Origin of the sequence: Oceanospirillum sanctuarii, from assembly GCF_002150805.1 — a bacterium.
In the GTDB taxonomy this organism is placed as follows: domain Bacteria; phylum Pseudomonadota; class Gammaproteobacteria; order Pseudomonadales; family Halomonadaceae; genus Oceanospirillum; species Oceanospirillum sanctuarii.
In genome coordinates this window covers 866149-887691 of sequence record NZ_MTBA01000004.1, presented here as the reverse complement: position 1 = coordinate 887691, position 21543 = coordinate 866149, and the positions used below count along the sequence as shown (strand labels likewise).

Here is a 21543-nt window from a genome sequence, read left to right as displayed (position 1 = left end):
ATGGCGTGTGCAGCGAAAGCTGCACGCGCCATTGTGCGATATGACACCCTGTTTTTACGCTCTGTTTATATAGACCCTTGCTTGCCGGAGGCTGCCCAGATGCCAGCGAATGAAAAACCATCACAGTACAAACGAATTCTTTTAAAGCTAAGCGGCGAGGCCCTGATGGGTGAGCAGAACTTCGGTATCGATCCTGCGGTTCTGAACCGCATGGCGCTGGAGATCGGTCAGCTGGTAGGTATTGGTGTTCAGGTTGGTCTGGTTATCGGTGGTGGTAACCTGTTCCGTGGGGCCGCTTTAAGTCAGGCCGGTCTGGATCGCGTAACCGGTGACCATATGGGAATGCTGGCAACCGTCATGAACGGTCTGGCGATGCGTGATGCGCTGGAGCGTGCCAACATCCGTACCCGTGTGATGTCTGCGATTCCAATGAGCGGTGTGGTTGAGCACTACGATCGTCGCTCCGCAATCCGTTATCTGAATACCGGAGATGTGGTAATCTTTAGCGCCGGAACCGGAAACCCGTTCTTTACCACTGATTCTGCCGCCTGTTTGCGCGGTATCGAAGTCGACGCTGATGTTGTGATTAAAGCCACTAAGGTGGACGGGGTTTATGATAAAGATCCGGTGAAATTCTCCGACGCGGTGAAATATGATCACTTAAGTTATGACAGTGTTCTGGAACAGAAACTGGAAGTGATGGATCTGACCGCGATTTGTTTGGTTCGGGACCACAATAAACCGGTTCGTGTATTTGATATGAATAAGCCGGGCGCACTGCTGAATCTGGTTGTCGGCGGTGATGAAGGCACACTAATTGACTGAGGAAACTTCCGTGATCAACGAAATTAAGACTGATGCAGAACAGCGGATGAAAAAGAGCCTGGAGTCTCTGACCACGGCTTTCGCTAAAATCCGTACTGGCCGTGCGCACCCAAGCATTCTGGATAGCGTATCGGTTGATTACTATGGCAATCCGACGCCTCTGAGTCAGGTTGCAAACATCAACGTGGAAGATGCACGTACCCTGAGCATTCAGCCTTGGGAACGTACTATGATTCAGGCGATTGAGAAGGCGATTATGACGTCTGATCTGGGCCTGAACCCAAGTACTGCCGGTACTGTGATTCGTGTGCCTATGCCTGCTCTGACCGAAGAAACCCGTAAGAACTTCATTCGTCAGGCGCGTCAGGAAGCTGAAAACGGCAAAATTGCGATCCGTAATATCCGTCGTGATGCTAACGGCTCTGTTAAAGATCTGCTGAAAGAGAAGGAGATCACAGAGGATGAAGAGCGTCGTGCAGAAGACGAGATTCAGAAGCTGACTGATAAATACGTTGCCGAGGCAGATGTTCTGCTGGCTGCAAAAGAAAAAGATCTGATGCAGGTCTGATCTTCCTCCGCACCCGCCGTTCAGGCGGGTGCCACAGTGTTGCCGATTCATGGATTCTAAGAAGCAAAATAATATTCCCCGTCATATCGCCATCATCATGGATGGTAATAACCGTTGGGCTAAAAAGCGTTTTCTTCCGGGTATAGCGGGTCATAAAGCTGGTGCGGATGCAGTGCGCGCGGTTATCCGAGGCTGTGTTGACCAGGGTGTAGACGTTCTGACTCTGTTTGCCTTCAGTAGTGAGAACTGGCAGCGACCACAGAAAGAAGTTAATGCTCTGATGGAGCTTTTTCTGATCTCCCTGCGTCGGGAAGTGAAAAAGTTGCACAAGTACAATATCCGTTTACGCATTATTGGCGATAAGGCAGGTTTCTCCCCTGAAATTCAGCAGGCAATAGCCGATGCGGAAGCCCTGACCCAAGGTAACAGTGGGTTGCAGCTGAATGTTGCTGCTAACTACGGTGGGCGCTGGGATATTGTGCATACTGCTCAGCTGTTGGCTCAGCAGGTTGCTGATGGCGTATTAAAACCGGAAGAGATTACAGAGACACTGTTTAATCAGAATATCTCTTTGGGTGATCTCCCTCCGCCAGACCTTTGTATTCGTACTGCCGGTGAGCAGCGCATCAGTAACTATCTGTTGTGGCAGTTTGCATACAGTGAGTTTTATTACAGTCCACTTCTGTGGCCAGATTTTAAAGAACAGGCATTGGCTGAAGCCATTGAAGATTTTGCCGGGCGTCAGCGACGCTTTGGTAAAACCAGTGAACAAGTAGAAGGAAAAGCCGATGCTTAAACAGCGTGTGTTAACCGCTTTGATTATGGCGCCGCTTGCGCTATGGGGGCTTTTTGGCCTGCCCGTTGATTATTATATATTGTTTGTTTCTGCGATTGTTTTAGTGGGCAGCTGGGAATGGGCAAACCTTTCCGGTGTGACCGGCTCTGGTCGCCTGATCTATCCCCTGGCGATGGCTATTGCGCTATTGGGCTTAAACGATGTTCGTTCCGCTGAGCTGGATCTGGCGATTCTTTATGCTGCTGCCGGTGGTTGGTTGGCAGCATTATGGTTTGTGGTTAAGTATCCGAAGAATGCCCTCTGGAAATCCACGCCTGCACGTTTATTGATCGGTTTCGCAGTATTAGTTCCTTGTTGGGTTGGTTTTGTCGAGCTGCGCACCAGTCTCTGGTTAGGCAAGGAAGAGTTGCTCTATATTCTCCTTCTCGTCTGGTGTGCTGATATTGGTGCTTACTTTGCCGGTCGTCGATTCGGCAAAGCTAAGCTTGCGCCTAAAGTGAGTCCTGGTAAATCCTGGGCGGGTGTCTATGGCGGTCTGGCAGCCACTGCGGTGCTTGCTTTGGTATGTGCTCAGTACTGGTCGCTTTCACAGCAACAGATGTTGACCTTGCTGGTGATCACACTGCTGGTGACCGCTGTATCTGTGCTGGGTGATCTGTTTGAAAGCATGGTTAAGCGCCATCGGGGTATGAAAGACAGCAGTAATTTGTTGCCGGGTCATGGCGGGGTTATGGACCGTATCGATAGTCTGACTGCTGCAGTGCCTCTTTTTGTTCTGAGCCTTAAGCTGACCGGGCTAAGTTTATGAGTCAGCCTCAGAAGATCACGCTGCTGGGTGGTACAGGCTCCATTGGCGGTAGTACGCTGGATATTATTGCCCGTCATCCTGACCGTTTTTCGCTTTATGCTGTTTCCGGTTATCAGAGAGTTCAGGAGCTGGCAGATATCTGTCAGCAGTTTGAGCCTGCATTCGCGGTTGTGCCTGATGAAAAAGCGGCAGCTCTTCTGACTGAAAAAATCTCCCATCTGTCGACTCAGGTTCTGACTGGTGCTGAAGCTTTAGAGCAAATTGCTTCAGATGAAACGGTCGATATCGTTGTTGCCGCTATTGTTGGTGCAGCGGGATTGTTACCGGCACTTGCAGCGGTAAAAGCCGGTAAACGTATTTTGCTGGCAAATAAAGAGGCTCTGGTGATGTCCGGTCAGCTCTTTATGGATGAGGTAAAACGCTCCGGTGCTGAACTTCTGCCGATCGATAGCGAACACAATGCGATCTTTCAATGCTTGCCTGACCTGGGGACTCACTTTGATGATGCGAGTCTGTCAAAGTCGGGTGTCAGTCAGATTTTATTGACCGCATCCGGCGGCCCGTTTCGTGGTTTTACCTCTGAGCAGTTGAGTGAGGTGACGCCTGAGCAGGCGGTTGCACACCCTAATTGGTCCATGGGGCAGAAAATCTCAGTCGACTCTGCAAGTCTGATGAATAAAGGCTTGGAATTGATTGAGGCTTGCTGGCTGTTTTCTGTTCAGCCTGAGGCGATTCAGGTTGTCGTTCATCCGCAAAGTATTATTCATTCCATGGTGGCGTATAACGATGGTTCTGTGATTGCTCAAATGGGTAATCCTGATATGCGTACGCCAATCGCTTATGGTCTTGCCTGGCCGGAACGTATTGATTCCGGAGTGAAGACTCTGAATCTTTTTGAAGTAGCTCAGCTCAACTTCGAGCCTGCGGATGAAGTGGCATTTCCTTGTCTGGCGCTTGCCCGTCAGGCATTCACTCTGGGCGGTACGGCTCCGGCTATTTTGAATGCAGCTAATGAGATTGCAGTACAGGCATTTCTTGATCGCAAGATTGGCTTCGAGCAAATTCCTGTTCTGTGTCGATATGCGCTGGATGCTATTGCTGTAGAACCTGCAGATACACTGGATGTGATTCTGGCCAGTGACCGCAAAGCCCGAGAGGTCTGTGAACCTTATCTTGAACATTTAGCCGTGCATCGCGTCAAAGCGCAGTAAAGATTTTCGGAGAGCGTAAATGGGTGTTGTGCATACGGTTTTAGCGTTAATTGTAACTCTCGGTATTCTGGTGACGGTACACGAGTACGGTCACTTCTGGGTTGCACGACGCTGCGGTGTCAAAGTACTGAAGTTTTCAGTGGGCTTCGGTAAGCCGCTGTACCGGTGGTTTGATAAAACCGGTACTGAATATGCTATCGCCTGGATTCCACTGGGCGGATACGTCAGCATGTTGGATGAACGTGAAGGGCTGGTTTCGGAAGACGAACGCCCCTTTGCTTTTAATCAGCAATCTGTCTGGAAGCGTATCGCTATTGTTGCGGCAGGCCCTGTTGCAAACTTCCTGCTGGCTATCCTGACGTACTGGGTCCTGTTTGTTTCCGGTACCAGTGCCCTGGCTCCTGTTGTTGGTGCAGTACAGTCTGATTCATTGGCTTTTGAAGCCGGTATTGAGCCTCAATCTGAGTTGATTAGTATTGATGGTGAGCCGGTTTATAATTGGCAGGATGCTGGCATTCAGCTTTTAAGCAGAGTTGGTGACACCGGTCAGATCCGTATTGTGACTCAGGAATGGCAAGGTTATCGCCAAAGCGAGCATACGCTATCGGTTGAACGCTGGTTGGCGGGTGAAAAAGAACCTAATCCGCTGACAGCTATTGGTATTACCCCTTTCTCTCCACATCTTGAAGCTGTCATCGGTCAGGTTTTACCGGATGGCGCGGCATCTCAGTCAGGTCTTCTGGCTGGAGATCAATTGCTGACGGTTAATGGTAGTCCTGTTAAAGACTGGATGCATTGGGTGCAGCTGGTTCAGACGGCTCCTGATCAGAAACTGGCTCTTGAGGTAAATCGTGGCGGGAGAATTGAGAGTCTCTCGATTACCCCTCGTTTAAAGCGACTGGATGACGGTCGCGAAATTGGCTATATCGGTGCCGCTCCCAAGCCTGCAGAGTGGCCTGAAGGCATGGTGCGAGAAGTTCAATATGGCTTTATTGCGTCAGCGACTCATGCCGTTGTTAAAACGGCAGATATGATTGTGCTGACGCTGGATTCCATCCGGAAGATGATTGTAGGTCTTATTTCTGTCGATAATCTGAGTGGGCCTATCACCATTGCGCAGGTTGCCAGTGATTCTGCGAAAGGTGGGTTAGAGAGTTTCCTGACTTTCCTGGCCTACATCAGTATCAGCCTTGGTGTGCTGAACTTGCTGCCTATTCCTGTACTGGATGGCGGCCATCTTCTGTTTTATCTGATAGAAGCAGTTACAGGCCGGCCGGTGCCCGAAAAGGCTCAGCAGTTTGGTTTGCGAATTGGTATGATGTTGCTCGCTGGTCTTATGATGATCGCTTTCTATAACGACCTGATGCGTCTTTAATTTTTGGTTAATTCGTCTCTTACGGATATTGGACCTTTATGATCACCCGTATACAACAGTTCAGCCCTATCAAGCGGCTTTTGAAAGTCCAGCAAGTACTTGCCGCTACTCTTCTTATTTCAGGGCTTAGCATCATTTCTCCGGTTTCTGCGGCTCAGTTTGTTTTTGATGATCTTCGGGTTGAAGGTTTGCAGAGGGTTTCGGCATCCCGTGTTTTCAGTGCCTTCCCTATTGAGCTTCGTCAGCAGGTTAATAGTCAGGATCTGGTTGAAGCGAGTAAGGCGCTTTTTGAAACAGGCTTATTTGATGATGTGCGCCTGGAGCGTGATGGGTCTCTGTTGATCGTCGTGGTGAAAGAGCGTCCTGCAATCGATCAGATTGTGATCACAGGCAACGATAAGATCAAAACGGAACAGCTTGAAGAGGGGCTTGCTCAATCTGGTCTCAAGGCTGGCCAGATTCTGCAGCGTGTAACACTTGAGCAGGTTGAACTTGAACTCGAGCGTATGTATCACGGTTTGGGTCGTTACAGTGCCAGTATCGATACAGAAATTGAGCCAGCTGGTAACAACCAGGTCAATCTGAACGTGAAAATTCGTGAAGGTGATGTCGCGACCATTCGACATATCAACTTCACCGGTAATGATCGCTTTGATAATGAGACTCTTGCCAAGCGGTTTGAGCTGGAGGCAAAGTCGCATTGGTCGCTTTTCACATCGGCCAGTCAATATTCAAGACCTAAGCTTCAGGGGGATCTTGAACGCCTTCGTAACTGGTATCTTGACCGCGGTTACCTGAAATTTAATGTGGATTCGACACAGGTTTCTGTGAGCCCTGATCGATTAGATGTTTATATAACGGTGAATGTGACTGAAGGCGAATCCTACAAGGTTAAAGAGATTAAGCTTAGCGGTGATCTGGTCGTTGAGCCGGATGAAATTCTTGAGCTTATTGAGCTTAATCCGGGGGATACCTTCTCCCGAACTAAGATGGTTAATACCACCGAAGCAATCCGAAAACGCTTGGGTAAAGAAGGTTTTACCTTTGCCAATATTAACGCAGTGCCCGATCTTCATGATGATCAGACTGTAACGCTTAATATCATGGTTGCGCCTGGAAAGCGGACTTACGTTCGCCGTGTGAGCTTTACCGGTAATGTGACGACTAAAGATGAGGTGTTACGCCGGGAAATTACTCAAATGGAGGCAGCTTCAGCGTCAACCGATGAGATTAAAAACTCAAAAACCCGATTAGAGCGTCTGGGTTACTTCAAGTTTGTGCAGGTAGATACACCTCGTGTTATTGGTGTGGATGACCAGATTGATGTTAATTACACTGTTGAAGAGCAACCTTCCGGGAGTTTGAGTGCTTCCATTGGTTATTCACAAAACAGCGGTGTGATTTTTGGAGCCGGTGTTAAACAGTCAAACTTTCTGGGAAGTGGGACAAATGTCGGCTTCAATGTGAGCCGAAGTGACACTGTGCAGAAACTCGACTTTTCTATCTTTGATCCTTACTACACCCTTGATGGTGTGAGTCGCGGTATCAATGTCTTTTATCAGGAAAGTAATCTGGAAGATTCCGATATCAGCGGTTTTGCAACCGACTCCTATGGTGCCAAGGTCAACTTTGGCTATCCCATTTCTGAAACAGCTCGTGTAGGTCTAACGATTGGTGCGGATAACACTCGTATTTACACAGGAGATGATCCGGTTCAGGAAGTGCTAACCTTTATTGAAGATGAAGGGGATAACCACTCTGCGTTTAAGCTTGGTGGCTATATTACTGACAATCAGCTAAATCGGGGCGTTATGGCTACTGACGGTAGCTACAACAAGCTATCGGCTGAAATAGCAGTGCCAGGTAGTGATATGACCTTCTTTACTCTGGAATATAAAAACCGCTATTTCATCCCGTTGGATGATGATTATTCTGTGAAATTCCGAACAGATCTGGGCTATGCCGATGGTTACGGCAGTGATAGCTTGCTACCCTTTTATGAACATTATTTCTCTGGTGGTTTAGGCTCTGTTCGCGGCTATCGTGGTAACTCATTGGGGCCGAAGAGTACCCCTACCGACGGTGATGATCCCTCAGCATTTGGCGGCAACGTCCTTGTTGAGACAGGTGTCGAGTTGATTTATCCACTTTGGTTTGTAGAAGACCGAAGTAGTCTGCAGACTGTTGTCTTCCTCGATGGCGGTAATGTCTTTATGACGGAATGCAGTCGGGTATCAACAAACTGTACCGAAGGTGTTGATCTGTCAGAGTTACGTTGGTCAACAGGTTTAGGTTTAACCTGGTTGTCACCAATTGGACCGCTGGATTTCAGTGTTTCTAAGGCGCTTAATGCTAAGAGCGATGATGATACAGAGTTCTTCCAGTTCTCTATTGGTCAGACATTCTGAGTTTAGAAGAGTATAAAAGGACAAGATTTATGACGCGTCTTCTGGTTGTTTGTGCAAACTTGCTTATGCTGTTGGTCATAAGTTCAGGTGTTGCCAGAGCAGAGCAAACCTCTGATTTTGTACCTACGAAAATTGCGGTACTTGACTGGAGGGCTGCTCTTCTTGGGACAGATCAGGCGCGAGAAGAGTTTAAAAGTATCCGTGAAGCCCTGAGTCAGGATGAACAGGAAATCCGCAGTCTTGCCGAAGAGGCAAAACAGCTTCAGGAAAGGCTTAAAGCTCAATCTGAAACCCTAAGTGCTGACGAGAAGCGCCAGTTAAGCAAGGATATTCAGGAAAAAGCTGAGGAGTACCAGTTTCTTGGGCAGCGTCTGCAGAAAGAGCAGCGTCAGCGTCAGGAGGCTTATATACGCGGTGTGAGACCTCAGCTGGATGATGCGGTGCGTCAGGTGATCGAGGCTAAGAAAATTGATCTTCTTCTGGATCGCCAGGCAGTTACCTTTGTGCATAAAAGGCTGGATATTACTCAGGATGTAATAATTCAACTGAACAAAATGCAGTCAGCCGTGCAATAAGCTCCTAAGACCACAGCCGAAATATTGAAGCCTTCCCAGTAAGGAATTGTGAATGTCCGATCGTCCAAAAGCTCATGCGGTTAGCCTTGAATACACTCTGGGAGAGTTAGCAGGGATAGTAGGTGGTGAGCTGCATGGCGACGCTTCAGTTCGTATTGATGGCTTGGCAACACTGCAAAAAGCGACATCCTCACAGGCCAGCTTTCTGGCAAACCCGGCTTATCAGAAACATTTGGCGGATTGTCAGGCTGGTGTTGTTTTGCTCAAATCCGCTCAGTCCGAGCTATGTCCCGTTAACTGTATAGTCCTAGATAACCCCTACGCAGGTTATGCACGCTTAACCCAGCTATTTGATCCGGTTAAGCCTTGCTCTCCCGGTATTCATCCTCAGGCTGTTATTCACCCTGATGCTTCCGTATCCTCTTTGGCTCAAATTGATGCCTTTGCCGTCATTGAAGCGGATGCAGTTGTTGAAGATGGCGCGATAATTGGCAGCCACTGTTTTATTGGCAGAAACACGATTATCGGAAAAGATTGCCGTTTGTATCCCAATGTCACGCTATATCACGGAGTTGTTCTGGGTCGCGATGTAACCTTGCATAGCAGCTGCGTTATTGGTGGTGATGGCTTTGGATTTGCGCCTGAAAATGGTCGCTGGGTAAAGATTGCTCAGCTGGGTGGTGTTATCATAGGCGACCGTTCTGAAATAGGTGCCAATACCAATATTGATCGTGGGGCTCTCGATGACACTGTGATTGGCTCAGATGTGATTATCGATAGTCAGGTTCAGATTGCCCATAATGTAAAAATTGGTGATGGCACTGCCATTGCTGGTTGTGTTGGCATTGCAGGCAGTAGCTCTATTGGTCGGTATTGTCTTATCGGCGGCGCCAGTAACATTGCCGGTCACTTAACGATATGTGACGGTGTCACACTGAATATGACCACCAATGTTACCGGTGATATTCGTGAACCTGGGCATTACTCTTCAGGTACGGGTATGTCAGATATGCGCTCATGGCGCAAAAATGCGGTACGTTTTAACCAGCTGGATAGTCTGGCGAAACGAATGAGCAAGATTGAAAAAAGCTTGTCATTACCCGCAGTTAAGCAAAAAACTTAAAACAGACAGAAGCGCATTATGCGCACCTGCTGCTACGTGGCAGTCAGGTTTTTTTGAGGTTGAATGAATGGTCATGGACATTAACGAAATTAAAGAATACTTACCCCACCGTTATCCTTTTCTGCTGGTTGACCGTGTTGTAGAGATGGAGCTGGGTGAGTCGATCGTTGCCTACAAAAATGTAACGGTGAACGAGCCATTCTTTAATGGACACTTTCCTCATCACCCGGTTATGCCTGGTGTGCTGATTATTGAGGCTATGGCTCAGGCTGCAGGTATTCTTGGTTTCAAAACCATGGAAAAGAAACCGGCTGATGGTCATATCTACTACTTCGTTGGCAGTGACAAGGTACGTTTTAAGCGTCCTGTTGTTCCGGGAGACCAACTGAAGCTTGAGGCTACAGTTGTAGGTACTCCTCGCCGTGGTATCTGGCGTTTCGACTGTAAAGCTACAGTTGATGGTGAACTCGCTTGTCAGGGTTCAATTTTGTGCGCAGAGAGAGAACTGTGAGTCTGATTCATCCAACAGCTATTGTTGATCCATCAGCGGTTATTGCCGCTGATGTCGAGATCGGACCTTATTCCATTATCGGCCCGGATGTAGAAATCGGGGCTGGTACCTGGATTGGTCCTCATGTTGTTATCACTAAACTGACGACCATCGGCAAAGGCAATAAGATCTTTCAGTTTGCCTCCATTGGCGAAGATTGTCAGGACAAGAAGTATGCTGGCGAGCCTACTCGTCTGATTATTGGTGATAACAATGAAATTCGGGAAGGTTGCTCTATCCACAGGGGCACGGTGCAGGATGAAGGTATCACCCGGATCGGTAGCAATAACCTTATCATGACAACCGTGCATATTGCTCACGATGTTGTTATTGGTGATAACACCATTATCGCTTCAGATGCTTCTATTGCTGGTCACGTTAAGATTGGTGACTGGGCTATCATTGGTGGCGCATCGGCGATTCACCAGTTCTGTCATATCGGACCTCATTCCATGTGTGGCGGCGCAAGCTATATCTCGAAAGATATCCCGGCCTATGTGATGGTCAGTGGTAATCCTGCGGAATCCCACAGTATCAATGCTGAAGGCCTCAAGCGCCGTGGCTTCTCCGCTGATGCAATCAGTGAGCTGCGCCGTGCCTATAAGACGGTTTTCCGTAAAGGCCTGCGATTGGACACCGCTATCAGCGAGCTTGAAAGTGGCGAAGTTGGTGAAGAGTTGTCTGTCTTTATCAAAAGCCTTAAAGGATCTGGTCGCGGCATCATTCGCTAAGTGCTCTATGCTGCGCCGGCATTTAAATCAGCCGATAGATTGACAGGAAGACGTGCATGTCTGATCAGGCACAGGTTGCTCCGCAAAAGCCTCTGAAAATTGCCATTGTAGCCGGAGAGTTATCCGGTGATATTCTGGGATCCGGCTTGATCCGTGAACTCAAAAAACTCCACCCAACGGCGGAGTTTTTTGGTATCGGCGGTCCCCGAATGCAGCAGGAAGGTTTTATCAGCCACTGGCCGATGGATCGTCTGTCGGTCATGGGGCTGGTGGAAGTACTGGGGCGTTTGCGTGAACTGCTGAATATCCGTAAGGAGGTTCGCGACCTCTGCCTGAAAGAAAAACCTGATCTCTTTGTGGGAATTGATGCGCCTGACTTTAATCTGACCCTTGAAGAGTGGGTCAGAGAGTCGGGTATTCCTGTCGCGCACTATGTATCGCCATCGGTCTGGGCCTGGAAACAAGGTCGCCTGAAGAAAATTGCCCGTTGTGTTGATCGCATGCTGACCCTGCTGCCTTTTGAAGCAGAGTTCTATCATCGTAAGAATATTCCGGTGACCTTTGTAGGCCATCCTCTGGCAGATGAGTTGCCGATGGATGTCGATCAGAACGCCTGTCGTGATCAGCTTGGTCTTTCCAAAGAGCAGCCTGTTCTTGCTGTTCTGCCGGGTAGTCGTAGTAACGAAGTGAAATACCTCGGCCAAACCTTTATCGATACAGCACTCAGATGCTGTGAGGTGATGCCGGAACTTCAGGTTGCAATCCCCTGTGCCAACGAGCTGAGACGTCAGCAGATTGAAGAACAGCTTGCGCAGGTTAAACCTGAGCTAAGGCAGTGCTTCCATCTTTATGATGGTATGTCCCGTGAGGTGATGAGTGCTTCAGATTCGGTACTTCTGGCATCCGGTACTGCTGCTCTGGAAGCGATGCTGCTGAAAAAGCCGATGGTCGTTGCGTATAAAATGGCCTGGTTAAGCCACGCCATTATCAGCCGTATGATCAAAGTTGATCATATTTCGCTGCCGAACCTGATTGCAGGTGAGACTCTGGTACCTGAGATGATTCAGGATAAGGCGAATGTCGAGTCCCTGAGCGAGTTACTTCTGGATCGCTTGCAGAATCCGGATAATTATCGTGCTCTCGTTGAGCGTTTCTATCAGATGCACCATGAGCTGAAGCGAGAAGCCAGTCAGGTTGCGGCAAAAACGCTTTCCGACCTGATTCAGGAACATCAGGGTTAGCCCGTTAGCTCATAAAAACTCCTTCAAACCGAATATTTAAACGACTTAATCATTGAGGCGAACATGGCACAAGACTGGCCTGAACTGGAAATCCCCTATCAGGGTAAGTTGCTTGCCGGAGTGGATGAAGTAGGGCGCGGGCCCCTGGTTGGCTCAGTTGTTACTGCTGCTGTGATTCTTGACCCCGAGCAGCCCATCGCCGGTCTGACCGATTCCAAAAAACTCAGTGAAAAGAAACGCGAGCTGCTTTTTGATGAGATCAAAGAGAAAGCGCTGGCCTGGCATATTGCCGAATGTTCTGTTGAAGAGATTGATCGCCTGAATATCCTGCACGCCACCATGTTGGCGATGCAGCGTGCAGTTGAAGGTTTAAAGCCTGCCGCTGAGTTTGTGCTGGTGGATGGTAATCGCTGTCCTGAATTGCCTTGTCCTTCTATGGCCGTTGTTAAAGGCGATCTTCGCCATAGTGCGATCAGTGCGGCTTCTATTCTGGCAAAGGTTCATCGGGATCGCCAGATGGCAGAACTTGAGCTTGAATACCCCGGTTATGGCTTTGCCAAACACAAAGGCTACCCCACCAAACAGCATTTTGAAGCGCTTGAGAAGCTCGGGCCTATTCCTCAGCATCGCCGATCCTTCAAGCCGGTTCAGCAACGTCTCGATCTGTAGACAGAGCTGTACGAAAACTGTTCTATACTTGTCGATCTTGAATCGGCGGATGGCCAGCGGTTAGTTTTTTATTTCATCGATGTCGTAAAACCGCTGCCAGTCCGCCATTTTAATGTGTGACCTTATCGTTATCCCTGCGAGACCTTTATGAACCCCTCTTTTGTTCACCTGCGCATACACACCGAATACTCCTTGGTTGATGGTCTGGTAAAGATCAAAAAACTTCCGGGCAAACTGGAAGAGCTGCAGATGCCAGCTCTGGCGATCACCGATGAATCCAATATGTTTGCGCTGGTTAAGTTCTATAAGACGCTGCAGGGAGCTGGCATCAAACCTATTTCCGGTGCGGATATCTGGTTAGAGAATGTTGATGATCCGGCCAAGCCATACCGTATGACGCTGCTGGCGATGGATAACACCGGCTATCGTAACCTGACCGAACTGGTTTCCCGTGGCTATCTGGAAGGCCAGCATCAGGGTCGGAATATCCTGAAAGAGGAGTGGTTGGCTGAGCAGGCTGAAGGCCTGATCGCCTTGTCCGGTGCGAAAGAGGGGGAAGTGGGTCGTTTACTGGTTGGCGGACATTATCCGGAAGCTCGCGCAGCGCTGCAGAAATGGATGCAGGTCTTCCCGAATCGTTTCTATCTTGAGCTGCAGCGTACTTTCCGCGCGGATGATGAACTCTGTGTGCACGAGTCGGTAAAACTGGCGGATGAGTGTCAGTGCCCGGTAGTTGCAACCAATGATGTGCGCTTTATCGAGCGGGAAGATTTCTGGGCCCACGAAACCCGTGTGTGTATCGGTGAAGGCCGTGCACTGGATGATCCGCACCGTAATAAAGGTTACTCCGAAGAACAGTATTTGAAGTCTCAGGAAGAGATGGCGGAGCTGTTCAGCGATATTCCGGAAGCCTTGCAGAACAGTGTTGAGATCGCTAAGCGTTGTACGATTGAGGTTCAGCTGGGCAAATACTTCCTGCCTGATTTCCCGATTCCGGAAGGCATGACCATGGATGAGTTTTTCCGTAAGGTCTCGCATGATGGTTTGACTGAGCGTCTGGAACAGCTGTTCGATACCAGTGCCCCGGATTTTCCGAAAACAGAGAAGATCTATCGGGAGCGTCTGGATTTTGAGCTGGATACCATTATTTCCATGGGATTCCCCGGCTACTTCCTGATCGTAATGGACTTTATCCAGTGGTCGAAAAATAACGGTGTTCCGGTAGGTCCGGGTCGTGGTTCCGGTGCCGGTTCTCTGGTGGCCTATGCCCAGAAGATTACCGATCTGGATCCGCTGGAATATGACCTTCTGTTCGAACGTTTCCTTAACCCGGAACGTATCTCCATGCCCGACTTTGACGTCGACTTTTGTATGGACGGCCGTGACCGCGTCATCGACTACGTGGCAGAGACCTACGGCCGTAATGCGGTATCCCAGATTGCAACCTTCGGTACCATGGCGGCAAAAGCGGTGGTACGTGACGTAGCCCGGGCACAGGGTAAGCCCTACGGTCTTGCGGATAAGCTTTCCAAAATGATCCCGTTTGAAGTGGGGATGACGCTGGCAAAAGCCCATGAGCAGGAAGAGCAGCTGAGAGATTTTCTGGCCACCGATGAAGACGCCGGTGAGATCTGGGAAATGGCCCTTAAGCTGGAAGGTACGGTGCGTGGTACTGGCAAACACGCCGGTGGTGTTGTTATCTCCCCGACTAAACTGACGGACTTTTCGCCGATCTTCTGTGAAGAGGGCGGCTCCAGTTTTGTTGCTCAGTTCGACAAAGATGACGTAGAAGCAGCCGGTCTGGTGAAGTTCGACTTTCTGGGCCTGAGAACCCTGACCATTATCGACTGGGCGATCAAGGTGATGCACGAGAAGGCGGGTAATACCGACTTTGATATTGCCGAGATTCCCCTTGATGATCAGCCAACCTTTGACCTTCTGCAGCAGGGGGAAACCACTGCGGTATTCCAGCTGGAATCCAGGGGTATGAAGGACCTGATTAAGCGTCTGAGACCCAGCTGTTTTGAAGATATCGTGGCACTGGTAGCACTCTTCCGTCCGGGGCCGCTGCAGTCGGGCATGGTAGACGACTTTATTAAGCGTAAGCACAATCAGGAGCCTATCTCTTATCCACACCCTGATTATCAGCACGAAAGTCTGGAACCCGTACTGAAACCGACCTACGGCATCATCCTCTATCAGGAGCAGGTGATGCAGATCGCTCAGGTGATGGCGGGTTATACCCTGGGTGGCGCGGACATGCTGCGTCGTGCGATGGGTAAGAAAAAGCCGGAAGAGATGGCGAAGCAGCGCGGTGGCTTTATTGAAGGTTGTAAGAACAACAATATCGATGAAGATCTTGCGGGTAACATCTTTGATCTGGTGGAAAAGTTTGCCGGCTACGGTTTTAACAAATCCCACTCCGCGGCTTATGCATTGGTGTCATATCAGACCGCGTATCTGAAACGTCACCATCCGGAAGCCTTTATGGCTGCAGTATTGTCCACTGAGATGCAGAACACCGATAAGGTGGTAACTCTGGTGGAAGAGTGCCGCCACATGAAGCTGCCTTTGACGCCACCGGATGTGAATGCCGGTGACTTTAAGTTTACCGTTAACGATGACAACGCGATTGTTTACGGCCTGGGGGCGATTAAGGGTGTGGGTGAAGGCCCGATCGATTCTATCGTGGCGGCCCGTAAAGAGGGCGGCCCTTTTAAAGACCTGTTCGATTTCTGCTCCCGTACCGATTCCCGCAAGCTGAATAAGCGTACGGTTGAGGCGCTGATCCGAAGCGGTGCGCTGGATAAGCTGGGGCCGAATCGTGCTGTCATGCTGGCCAGTCTTGAGGATGCATTCAAGGCGGCTGAACAGAGCAATATGAACGCCAATATCGGCATGATGGATATGTTTGGCGAGCTGGAAGCGGAAGAGGATTCCGATCCTTATGCTGAGCATCGTCATGTGCGTCAGTGGACCGACAAAGAGCGTCTGAAAGGTGAAAAAGATACTCTGGGTATCTATCTGACTGGTCACCCGTTTGATGAGTACGAAGCGGAAGTGCGTCGCTTTGCCCGTCTTCGCCTGAGTGATCTGGCCGCCAGCCGAGAGACTCAGAAGCTGGCCGGACTAATTATCGATATTCGCACCATGAAGAGTAAGCGCGGCGACACCATCGCTTTTGTAACTCTGGATGATCGCTCCGGTCGGGTCGAAGTTTCTGTCTTTGGTGATCTCTTTGAAGCGCATCGTGCGGAGTTGCAGAAGGATCAGTTGGTAGTGATTGAGGGGGATGTCAGCTTTGATGATTATTCCGGCAGTCTCAGGGTTCGCGCTAAGGCGGTAACCAGCCTGTTGGCATCCCGTATTCGCTACAGTGATAGTCTGCAGCTGAAGTGGGATCAGAAAGAGATCGGCAAGAAACATCTCGATCTGCTGCAAAGCAAGTTGCAGCCCTTTACGGTTTCCCATCCTGATGAGGGCGTTGCCGTCGAGATTACCTACAAACGCCCGGAAGTATCCGGCCGCGTTCGCCTGTCGGATCAATGGCGCGTAGTCCCCAGCGATGAACTTATCTACAGCCTTTATGATGGTTTTGGACTGAAGAGTGTTCGCCTGTCCTATGGTGACTAAGCTGTTTGTTTTTGCTGTTTAATCACTTGAAGCGACAGGTGTTGAGCAAGCGCCTGTGTTTGAAACAGTAAGAATTTCTGTCCTGAAGCGTCGGTTAGCCTTTCTGATGGCAGAAAACAGGGGAAAAGTAACAGACCGTGACTTTTCAGAAACGCTTTAGCCACCGGCAGAGGTTTTTTTTAGGCGGTCTTTGCCGTACTATTGTCGGTTTTAAACGTGGCGGGTTTTCCCCAGAGCCAACAGGCTGCTGAGGTTGATAGCCCCACAATGAAGATGTTTCAGAAGCCCTTATTCTGAAGCAATCGACGCCCAATATCGCAACCATCCTCCGTGTGGATTGCCGGGCAGGACAAGACTTATTCACAGGCGCTCTGATAGCGACTGTGTGCTTTTAATCGTAAGCATAGAATTTTAATAGCGTGGACCTATGAACCCCAACTATCTGGACTTTGAACAGCCTATCGCAGAGCTGGAAGCAAAAATTGATGAACTTCGTCTGGTTGGCAATGACAACGAGCTGAATATCTCTGAAGAGATCAGCCGTTTGCAGGGTAAAAGCCTGAAGCTGATGGAAGATATCTTCTCCAACCTGACTCCGGCTCAGGTGGTTCAGCTGTCTCGTCACCCTCAGCGTCCTTACACACTGGACTACGTTGAGCACATTTTTACTGACTTTGATGAGCTGCACGGTGACCGTAACTTTGCCGATGATGCTGCTCTGGTTGGTGGTATTGCCCGTCTGGATGACAAGCCGGTAATGATTATCGGCCACCAGAAAGGTCGCTCTGTAAAAGAGAAGGTTCGCCGTAACTTCGGTATGCCACGTCCGGAAGGTTATCGTAAGGCTTGCCGTCTGATGGAGATGGCTGAGCGTTTCAAAATGCCGATCCTGACCTTTATTGACACTCCGGGAGCTTATCCGGGTATCGACGCAGAAGAGCGTGGTCAGAGTGAAGCGATTGCCTACAACCTGGCGGTTATGTCCCGTCTGCAGACACCTATCATCTCTACCGTGATTGGTGAAGGTGGTTCCGGTGGCGCACTGGCGATCGGTGTGTGTGATGAACTGATCATGCTGAAGAACTCCATCTACTCGGTAATTTCTCCGGAAGGCTGTGCGTCTATTCTGTGGAAGAGTGCTGATCGTGCTAACGATGCGGCAGAAGCGATGGGTGTAACTGCGGGTCGTCTGCACGAGCTGGGTCTGGTTGATCGCCTGATTGAAGAGCCTCTGGGCGGTGCGCACCGTAACGCAGAGAAAGTCGCGGCAGATCTGAAACTGCAACTGCTGGAAACTCTGGATCGCCTGAGTGGTCTGAGCAAAGAGCAGCTGGTTGAGCGTCGTTACGAGCGTCTGATGTCTTACTATGCCGGTAATCCTGAGCTAGGCAATTGGTAAAAGCTTGGTAGCTGGTAAGATAAAGACCTGTCGGGTTTACTGACCTGAATGTCTCTAATAACCCCGATGAGCCTTGCTTGTCGGGGTTATTTTTTGCCTTAAGATCTGCACTTCAATCCTCTTAGAATGAATTCTTCAACCTCCTGAAATAAATTTGCCAAGATGCTGACACCTGAACTGCTTGATGGATTACCAGATCATAACCAGCTTTGGCTGGCGCTGAGTGGTGGGCTGGATTCTGTGGTGTTGCTGGATCTGGCGGTGCAGTATTGTGCTTCACGTCAGAAATCCCTCAGGGTGATTCATGTTCACCACGGCTTAAGTGCTAATGCGGATCGGTGGGCGGAGCACTGTTTGAATCTGTGTCGATGCTATCGGGAAAGGCTGTCTGTTCAAGGAAAGTTCTCTGTTCAGGAAAGCCGCTCTGGTCAAAAAAGCCGCTCGGTATCGGTTGATTGTCTGGTTGAACGTGTTCAGCTAAATGGCACTTCATCCATTGAAGAGCAGGCCAGAAAGGCGCGCTATAGGGTATTTGAAAACTGCCTGGAGGATGGAGATCTTCTTCTGATGGCTCATCACGGCGATGATCAGCTGGAAACCCTGCTCCTTCGACTGATGCGTGGCGCAGGCGCTCAGGGATTATCCGGAATGCCGATTGAAAGACCTCTGGGGTTGGGCCGTCTTTATCGTCCCTTGCTGTCTTATCCGCGAGCAGAACTTGAAGCTTATGCAGAAGAGAAACGCCTGAGCTGGGTTGAGGATGAGTCAAATCAGAGTCTTGAATTTGACCGTAACTTTCTGCGCCATGAGATCACCCTCCGGCTTAAGTCACGTTGGCCGCATCTGATAAAGGTCGCCGGGCGAAGTGCGCAGGTGTTGGCTGATGCTGACCGTCTGAATAATGATCTGGCTGAGATCGATCTGGAGCGGGTTATGCTCCCCGCGGGCTCGCTCTCTCGTTTAGCACTGCTGGAGTTATCGGCGGCTCGGCAGCGGAATGTGTTGCGTTTCTGGCTGCAGAGTGCCGGCATCTTACCGCCGGATTACCGTCAGATTATGACTATCATCGAGGAGCTGGTTATGGCTCAGGATGATGCTCAGCCTCTTTTTAGGCGACCCCAATATGAGATCCGTCGATATCGGGATCAGCTGATTCTTCAATTAACGGATGAATCAGCTTTTAAGGAATGGGGGGCGGAAAAAGCTGAGGAGATTGCACCGGCTGATCAGACCAGTGATTCAGATGCTGTTTCTGTATCTTGGTCTCCCGATAGCCTGAGTGATGGCGGCACTTTCAGTCTGGTAAAAGAGGGCGTGGGCTTTCAGGTCGAGCCGGTAGTAAAGGGGCAGATTGCCCAGAAAGCTGGTGCTCTGTATCTACCTGTATCGGCGTCTTTGAGGTTAGCGCTAAGAGAGGGCGGTGAGTCTCTTCGCCTGCCGCGCCGTGGTAATAAAGCGCTGAAAAAACTATTGCAGGAAACAGGCGTGCCTGCCTGGCTGCGGGGGCAGGTAAGGCTGTTCTGGCTGGAAACTGAAGCGGGTAAAAGTCATCTGATTGGTGCCTGGTCGCCACTGATGACTGCGGATGCTGTTGGTTCAGAGTCTGAGAGTGCCAGCGATATGGGCGTTTTCTGGTGGGATATCAGAGTGTTAGAGGATGATCAGGGGGTCGCAACTCTACCGGTTATCATCTCCCGTAAACAAGGTCAGTGAGCTTCGATATTCAAAGCTCTTAGCGATTGCTAAGAATCCGATGTTGTTATCAAAAGGGTGTATTGAAAACTGCACAAGGTTTTTTGTTCAATGTTCCGGTTTTTCTTAATGAATTACCGCCTTCTGAATTGTGATAGCTAAGGCCTTCTGGTATCCTGCACTCCCATCTATTTTTGTACCTATGACAGCCGTCAGGGACAAAAAGTTAGTACCCCCCTTCTTTCTTATTTGCAGCATAAAACAGGTTATCCATGACGCGATATATCTTCGTCACAGGTGGTGTTGTTTCTTCTTTGGGAAAAGGCATCGCCTCCGCATCTCTGGCCGCTATTCTTGAGGCCCGTGGTCTGAAAGTTACCATGCTGAAGCTGGATCCGTATATTAACGTTGATCCGGGCACGATGAGCCCTTTCCAGCACGGTGAAGTTTTTGTGACGGAAGACGGCGCAGAGACTGACCTTGACCTTGGCCACTACGAGCGTTTCATCCGTACCAAGATGACTCAGCGCAACAACTTTACGACCGGTCGTGTATACGAGCACGTACTGCGTAAAGAGCGTCGCGGTGACTATCTGGGTGGTACCGTTCAGGTGATTCCTCATATCACTGATGAGATCAAAAGCCGCGTAATCGCGGGTGCTGAAGGTTGTGATGTTGCTCTGGTTGAGATCGGTGGCACCGTAGGTGATATCGAGTCCCAACCGTTCCTGGAAGCGGTACGTCAGCTGAAGGTAGAAGTGGGTTCTGACCGCGCTATGTTTATGCACCTGACTCTGGTGCCTTACATCAAGACTGCTGGTGAGACTAAGACCAAGCCGACTCAGCACTCTGTTAAAGAACTGCGTTCTATCGGTATTCAGCCAGACATTCTGGTGTGCCGTTCTGAAGTGACTATCGAAGCTAACGAACGCCGTAAAATTTCTCTGTTCACCAACGTGGACGAGAAAGCGGTTATCTCTCTGGAAGATGCAGACACCATCTATCGTATTCCGAGCATGCTGCACGCTCAGGGTTTGGATGAGATCGTGGTTAAGCGTTTCGGCCTGCAGTGCCCTCCGGCAGATCTGTCTGAGTGGGTTGCGGTCGCTGACGCTAAACTGAATCCTCTGAAGAGCATCAACATCGCCATGGTTGGTAAGTACATGGAGCTGTTGGATGCTTATAAGTCTCTGATCGAAGCGATTGACCATGCCGGTATTAAGAACCGTACCAAGGTTAATATCGAATATATCGATTCTGAAGAGATCGAGCGCAACGGCACTGACCGTCTGAAAGACAAAGACGCGATTCTGGTTCCGGGTGGTTTTGGTGAGCGTGGTGTTGAAGGTAAGATCCTGACCGCTCAGTTTGCCCGTGAGAACAAGATTCCATATCTGGGTATCTGTCTGGGTATGCAGGTTGCGGTCATTGAATACGCCCGTAACGTTGCAGGCATGGCTGACGCGCACTCGACTGAATTCACCCACGACACAACCCATCCGGTTGTTGGTCTGATTACTGAATGGGTAAACCCTGAAGGTAAGATTGAAGAGCGTGATCACAGCTCTGATCTGGGCGGTACTATGCGTCTGGGTGCTCAGGACTGTAAGCTGCTGAAAGGCTCCAAGGCTCGTGAAATCTATGGTGAAGATGTGATCTTTGAACGTCATCGTCACCGTTATGAAGTTAACGACCAGTTTGTTGGCGATCTGGAAAAAGCTGGCCTGATCTTCTCCGGACGCTCCGGTGACGAATCTCTGGTTGAGATGGTTGAGCTGAAAGATCACCCATGGTTTGTGGCGTGTCAGTTCCACCCGGAATTCACCTCGACGCCTCGTGACGGCCACCCGCTGTTCACCGGTTTTGTTGAGGCGGGTCTCGCCAAAAAGGCAGCCTCTCAGGACGCCTGATAGCTACCGAATGCAAAAGCCCTTTTAAT

Annotated in this window: 17 protein-coding genes; all 17 read left to right on the top strand. The window is 49.8% G+C overall.

The features are described from left to right. Positions 1-99: 99 nt before the first annotated feature. The 17 genes from pyrH to BV405_RS10955 all read left to right on the top strand — a co-directional run bounded on the left by pyrH (position 100) and on the right by BV405_RS10955 (position 21514). Entirely contained in the window at positions 100-825 is a 726-nt protein-coding gene (gene pyrH, locus BV405_RS11035; protein WP_086481171.1) for a UMP kinase, read from the top strand. Between the two features lie 10 nt (positions 826-835). Next, positions 836-1393, top strand: a complete 558-nt coding sequence (gene frr / locus BV405_RS11030) for a ribosome recycling factor (RefSeq protein ID WP_086481170.1) — start codon at positions 836-838, stop codon at positions 1391-1393. A gap of 49 nt (positions 1394-1442) precedes the next feature. Continuing rightward, entirely contained in the window at positions 1443-2189 is a 747-nt protein-coding gene (locus BV405_RS11025; protein ID WP_086480893.1) for an undecaprenyl pyrophosphate synthase, read from the top strand. Next, positions 2182-2997 carry a phosphatidate cytidylyltransferase gene (locus tag BV405_RS11020; RefSeq protein ID WP_086480892.1) on the top strand — a complete coding sequence of 272 codons (816 nt, stop codon included), beginning with the start codon at positions 2182-2184 and terminating at the stop codon, positions 2995-2997. Before BV405_RS11025 ends, BV405_RS11020 begins: the two co-directional genes overlap by 8 nt. Then, positions 2994-4208 carry a 1-deoxy-D-xylulose-5-phosphate reductoisomerase gene (gene ispC / locus BV405_RS11015; protein WP_086480891.1) on the top strand — a complete coding sequence of 405 codons (1215 nt, stop codon included), beginning with the start codon at positions 2994-2996 and terminating at the stop codon, positions 4206-4208. Before BV405_RS11020 ends, ispC begins: the two co-directional genes overlap by 4 nt. Positions 4209-4227: 19 nt before the next feature. Next, entirely contained in the window at positions 4228-5583 is a 1356-nt protein-coding gene (rseP, locus tag BV405_RS11010; RefSeq protein ID WP_086480890.1) for an RIP metalloprotease RseP, read from the top strand. A 38-nt stretch (positions 5584-5621) separates the two neighbouring features. Continuing rightward, complete coding sequence (bamA, locus tag BV405_RS11005; RefSeq protein ID WP_217895629.1) at positions 5622-7991, top strand: outer membrane protein assembly factor BamA; 2370 nt, start codon at positions 5622-5624, stop codon at positions 7989-7991. A 29-nt stretch (positions 7992-8020) separates the two neighbouring features. Continuing rightward, positions 8021-8566 carry an OmpH/Skp family outer membrane protein gene (locus BV405_RS11000; protein ID WP_086480889.1) on the top strand — a complete coding sequence of 182 codons (546 nt, stop codon included), beginning with the start codon at positions 8021-8023 and terminating at the stop codon, positions 8564-8566. Positions 8567-8618: 52 nt separating this feature from the next. Further along, the gene (gene lpxD / locus BV405_RS10995; RefSeq protein ID WP_086480888.1) at positions 8619-9689 is read left to right on the top strand and encodes a UDP-3-O-(3-hydroxymyristoyl)glucosamine N-acyltransferase; all 1071 of its coding nucleotides are present in this window, start codon (positions 8619-8621) and stop codon (positions 9687-9689) included. A gap of 67 nt (positions 9690-9756) precedes the next feature. Then, on the top strand, positions 9757-10200 hold the full coding sequence (gene fabZ / locus BV405_RS10990; RefSeq protein ID WP_086480887.1) for a 3-hydroxyacyl-ACP dehydratase FabZ: 444 nt from the start codon (positions 9757-9759) through the stop codon (positions 10198-10200). Positions 10201-10202: 2 nt separating this feature from the next. Beyond that, on the top strand, positions 10203-10970 hold the full coding sequence (lpxA, locus tag BV405_RS10985; RefSeq protein WP_086481168.1) for an acyl-ACP--UDP-N-acetylglucosamine O-acyltransferase: 768 nt from the start codon (positions 10203-10205) through the stop codon (positions 10968-10970). 56 nt (positions 10971-11026) lie between these two features. Further along, entirely contained in the window at positions 11027-12211 is a 1185-nt protein-coding gene (gene lpxB / locus BV405_RS10980) for a lipid-A-disaccharide synthase (protein WP_086480886.1), read from the top strand. A 63-nt stretch (positions 12212-12274) separates the two neighbouring features. Beyond that, positions 12275-12880, top strand: a complete 606-nt coding sequence (gene rnhB, locus BV405_RS10975) for a ribonuclease HII (protein WP_086480885.1) — start codon at positions 12275-12277, stop codon at positions 12878-12880. A gap of 147 nt (positions 12881-13027) precedes the next feature. After that, positions 13028-16513: a DNA polymerase III subunit alpha gene (dnaE, locus tag BV405_RS10970; RefSeq protein WP_086480884.1), complete on the top strand. Its 3486-nt coding sequence runs from the start codon at positions 13028-13030 to the stop codon at positions 16511-16513. Between the two features lie 427 nt (positions 16514-16940). Next, complete coding sequence (gene accA / locus BV405_RS10965) at positions 16941-17912, top strand: acetyl-CoA carboxylase carboxyl transferase subunit alpha (protein WP_086480883.1); 972 nt, start codon at positions 16941-16943, stop codon at positions 17910-17912. A 162-nt stretch (positions 17913-18074) separates the two neighbouring features. Next, positions 18075-19625, top strand: coding sequence for a tRNA lysidine(34) synthetase TilS (gene tilS / locus BV405_RS10960; protein WP_086480882.1), 1551 nt, complete (start codon positions 18075-18077; stop codon positions 19623-19625). A gap of 251 nt (positions 19626-19876) precedes the next feature. After that, the gene (locus BV405_RS10955; RefSeq protein ID WP_086480881.1) at positions 19877-21514 is read left to right on the top strand and encodes a CTP synthase; all 1638 of its coding nucleotides are present in this window, start codon (positions 19877-19879) and stop codon (positions 21512-21514) included. The last annotated feature ends 29 nt before the right edge of the window (positions 21515-21543 follow it).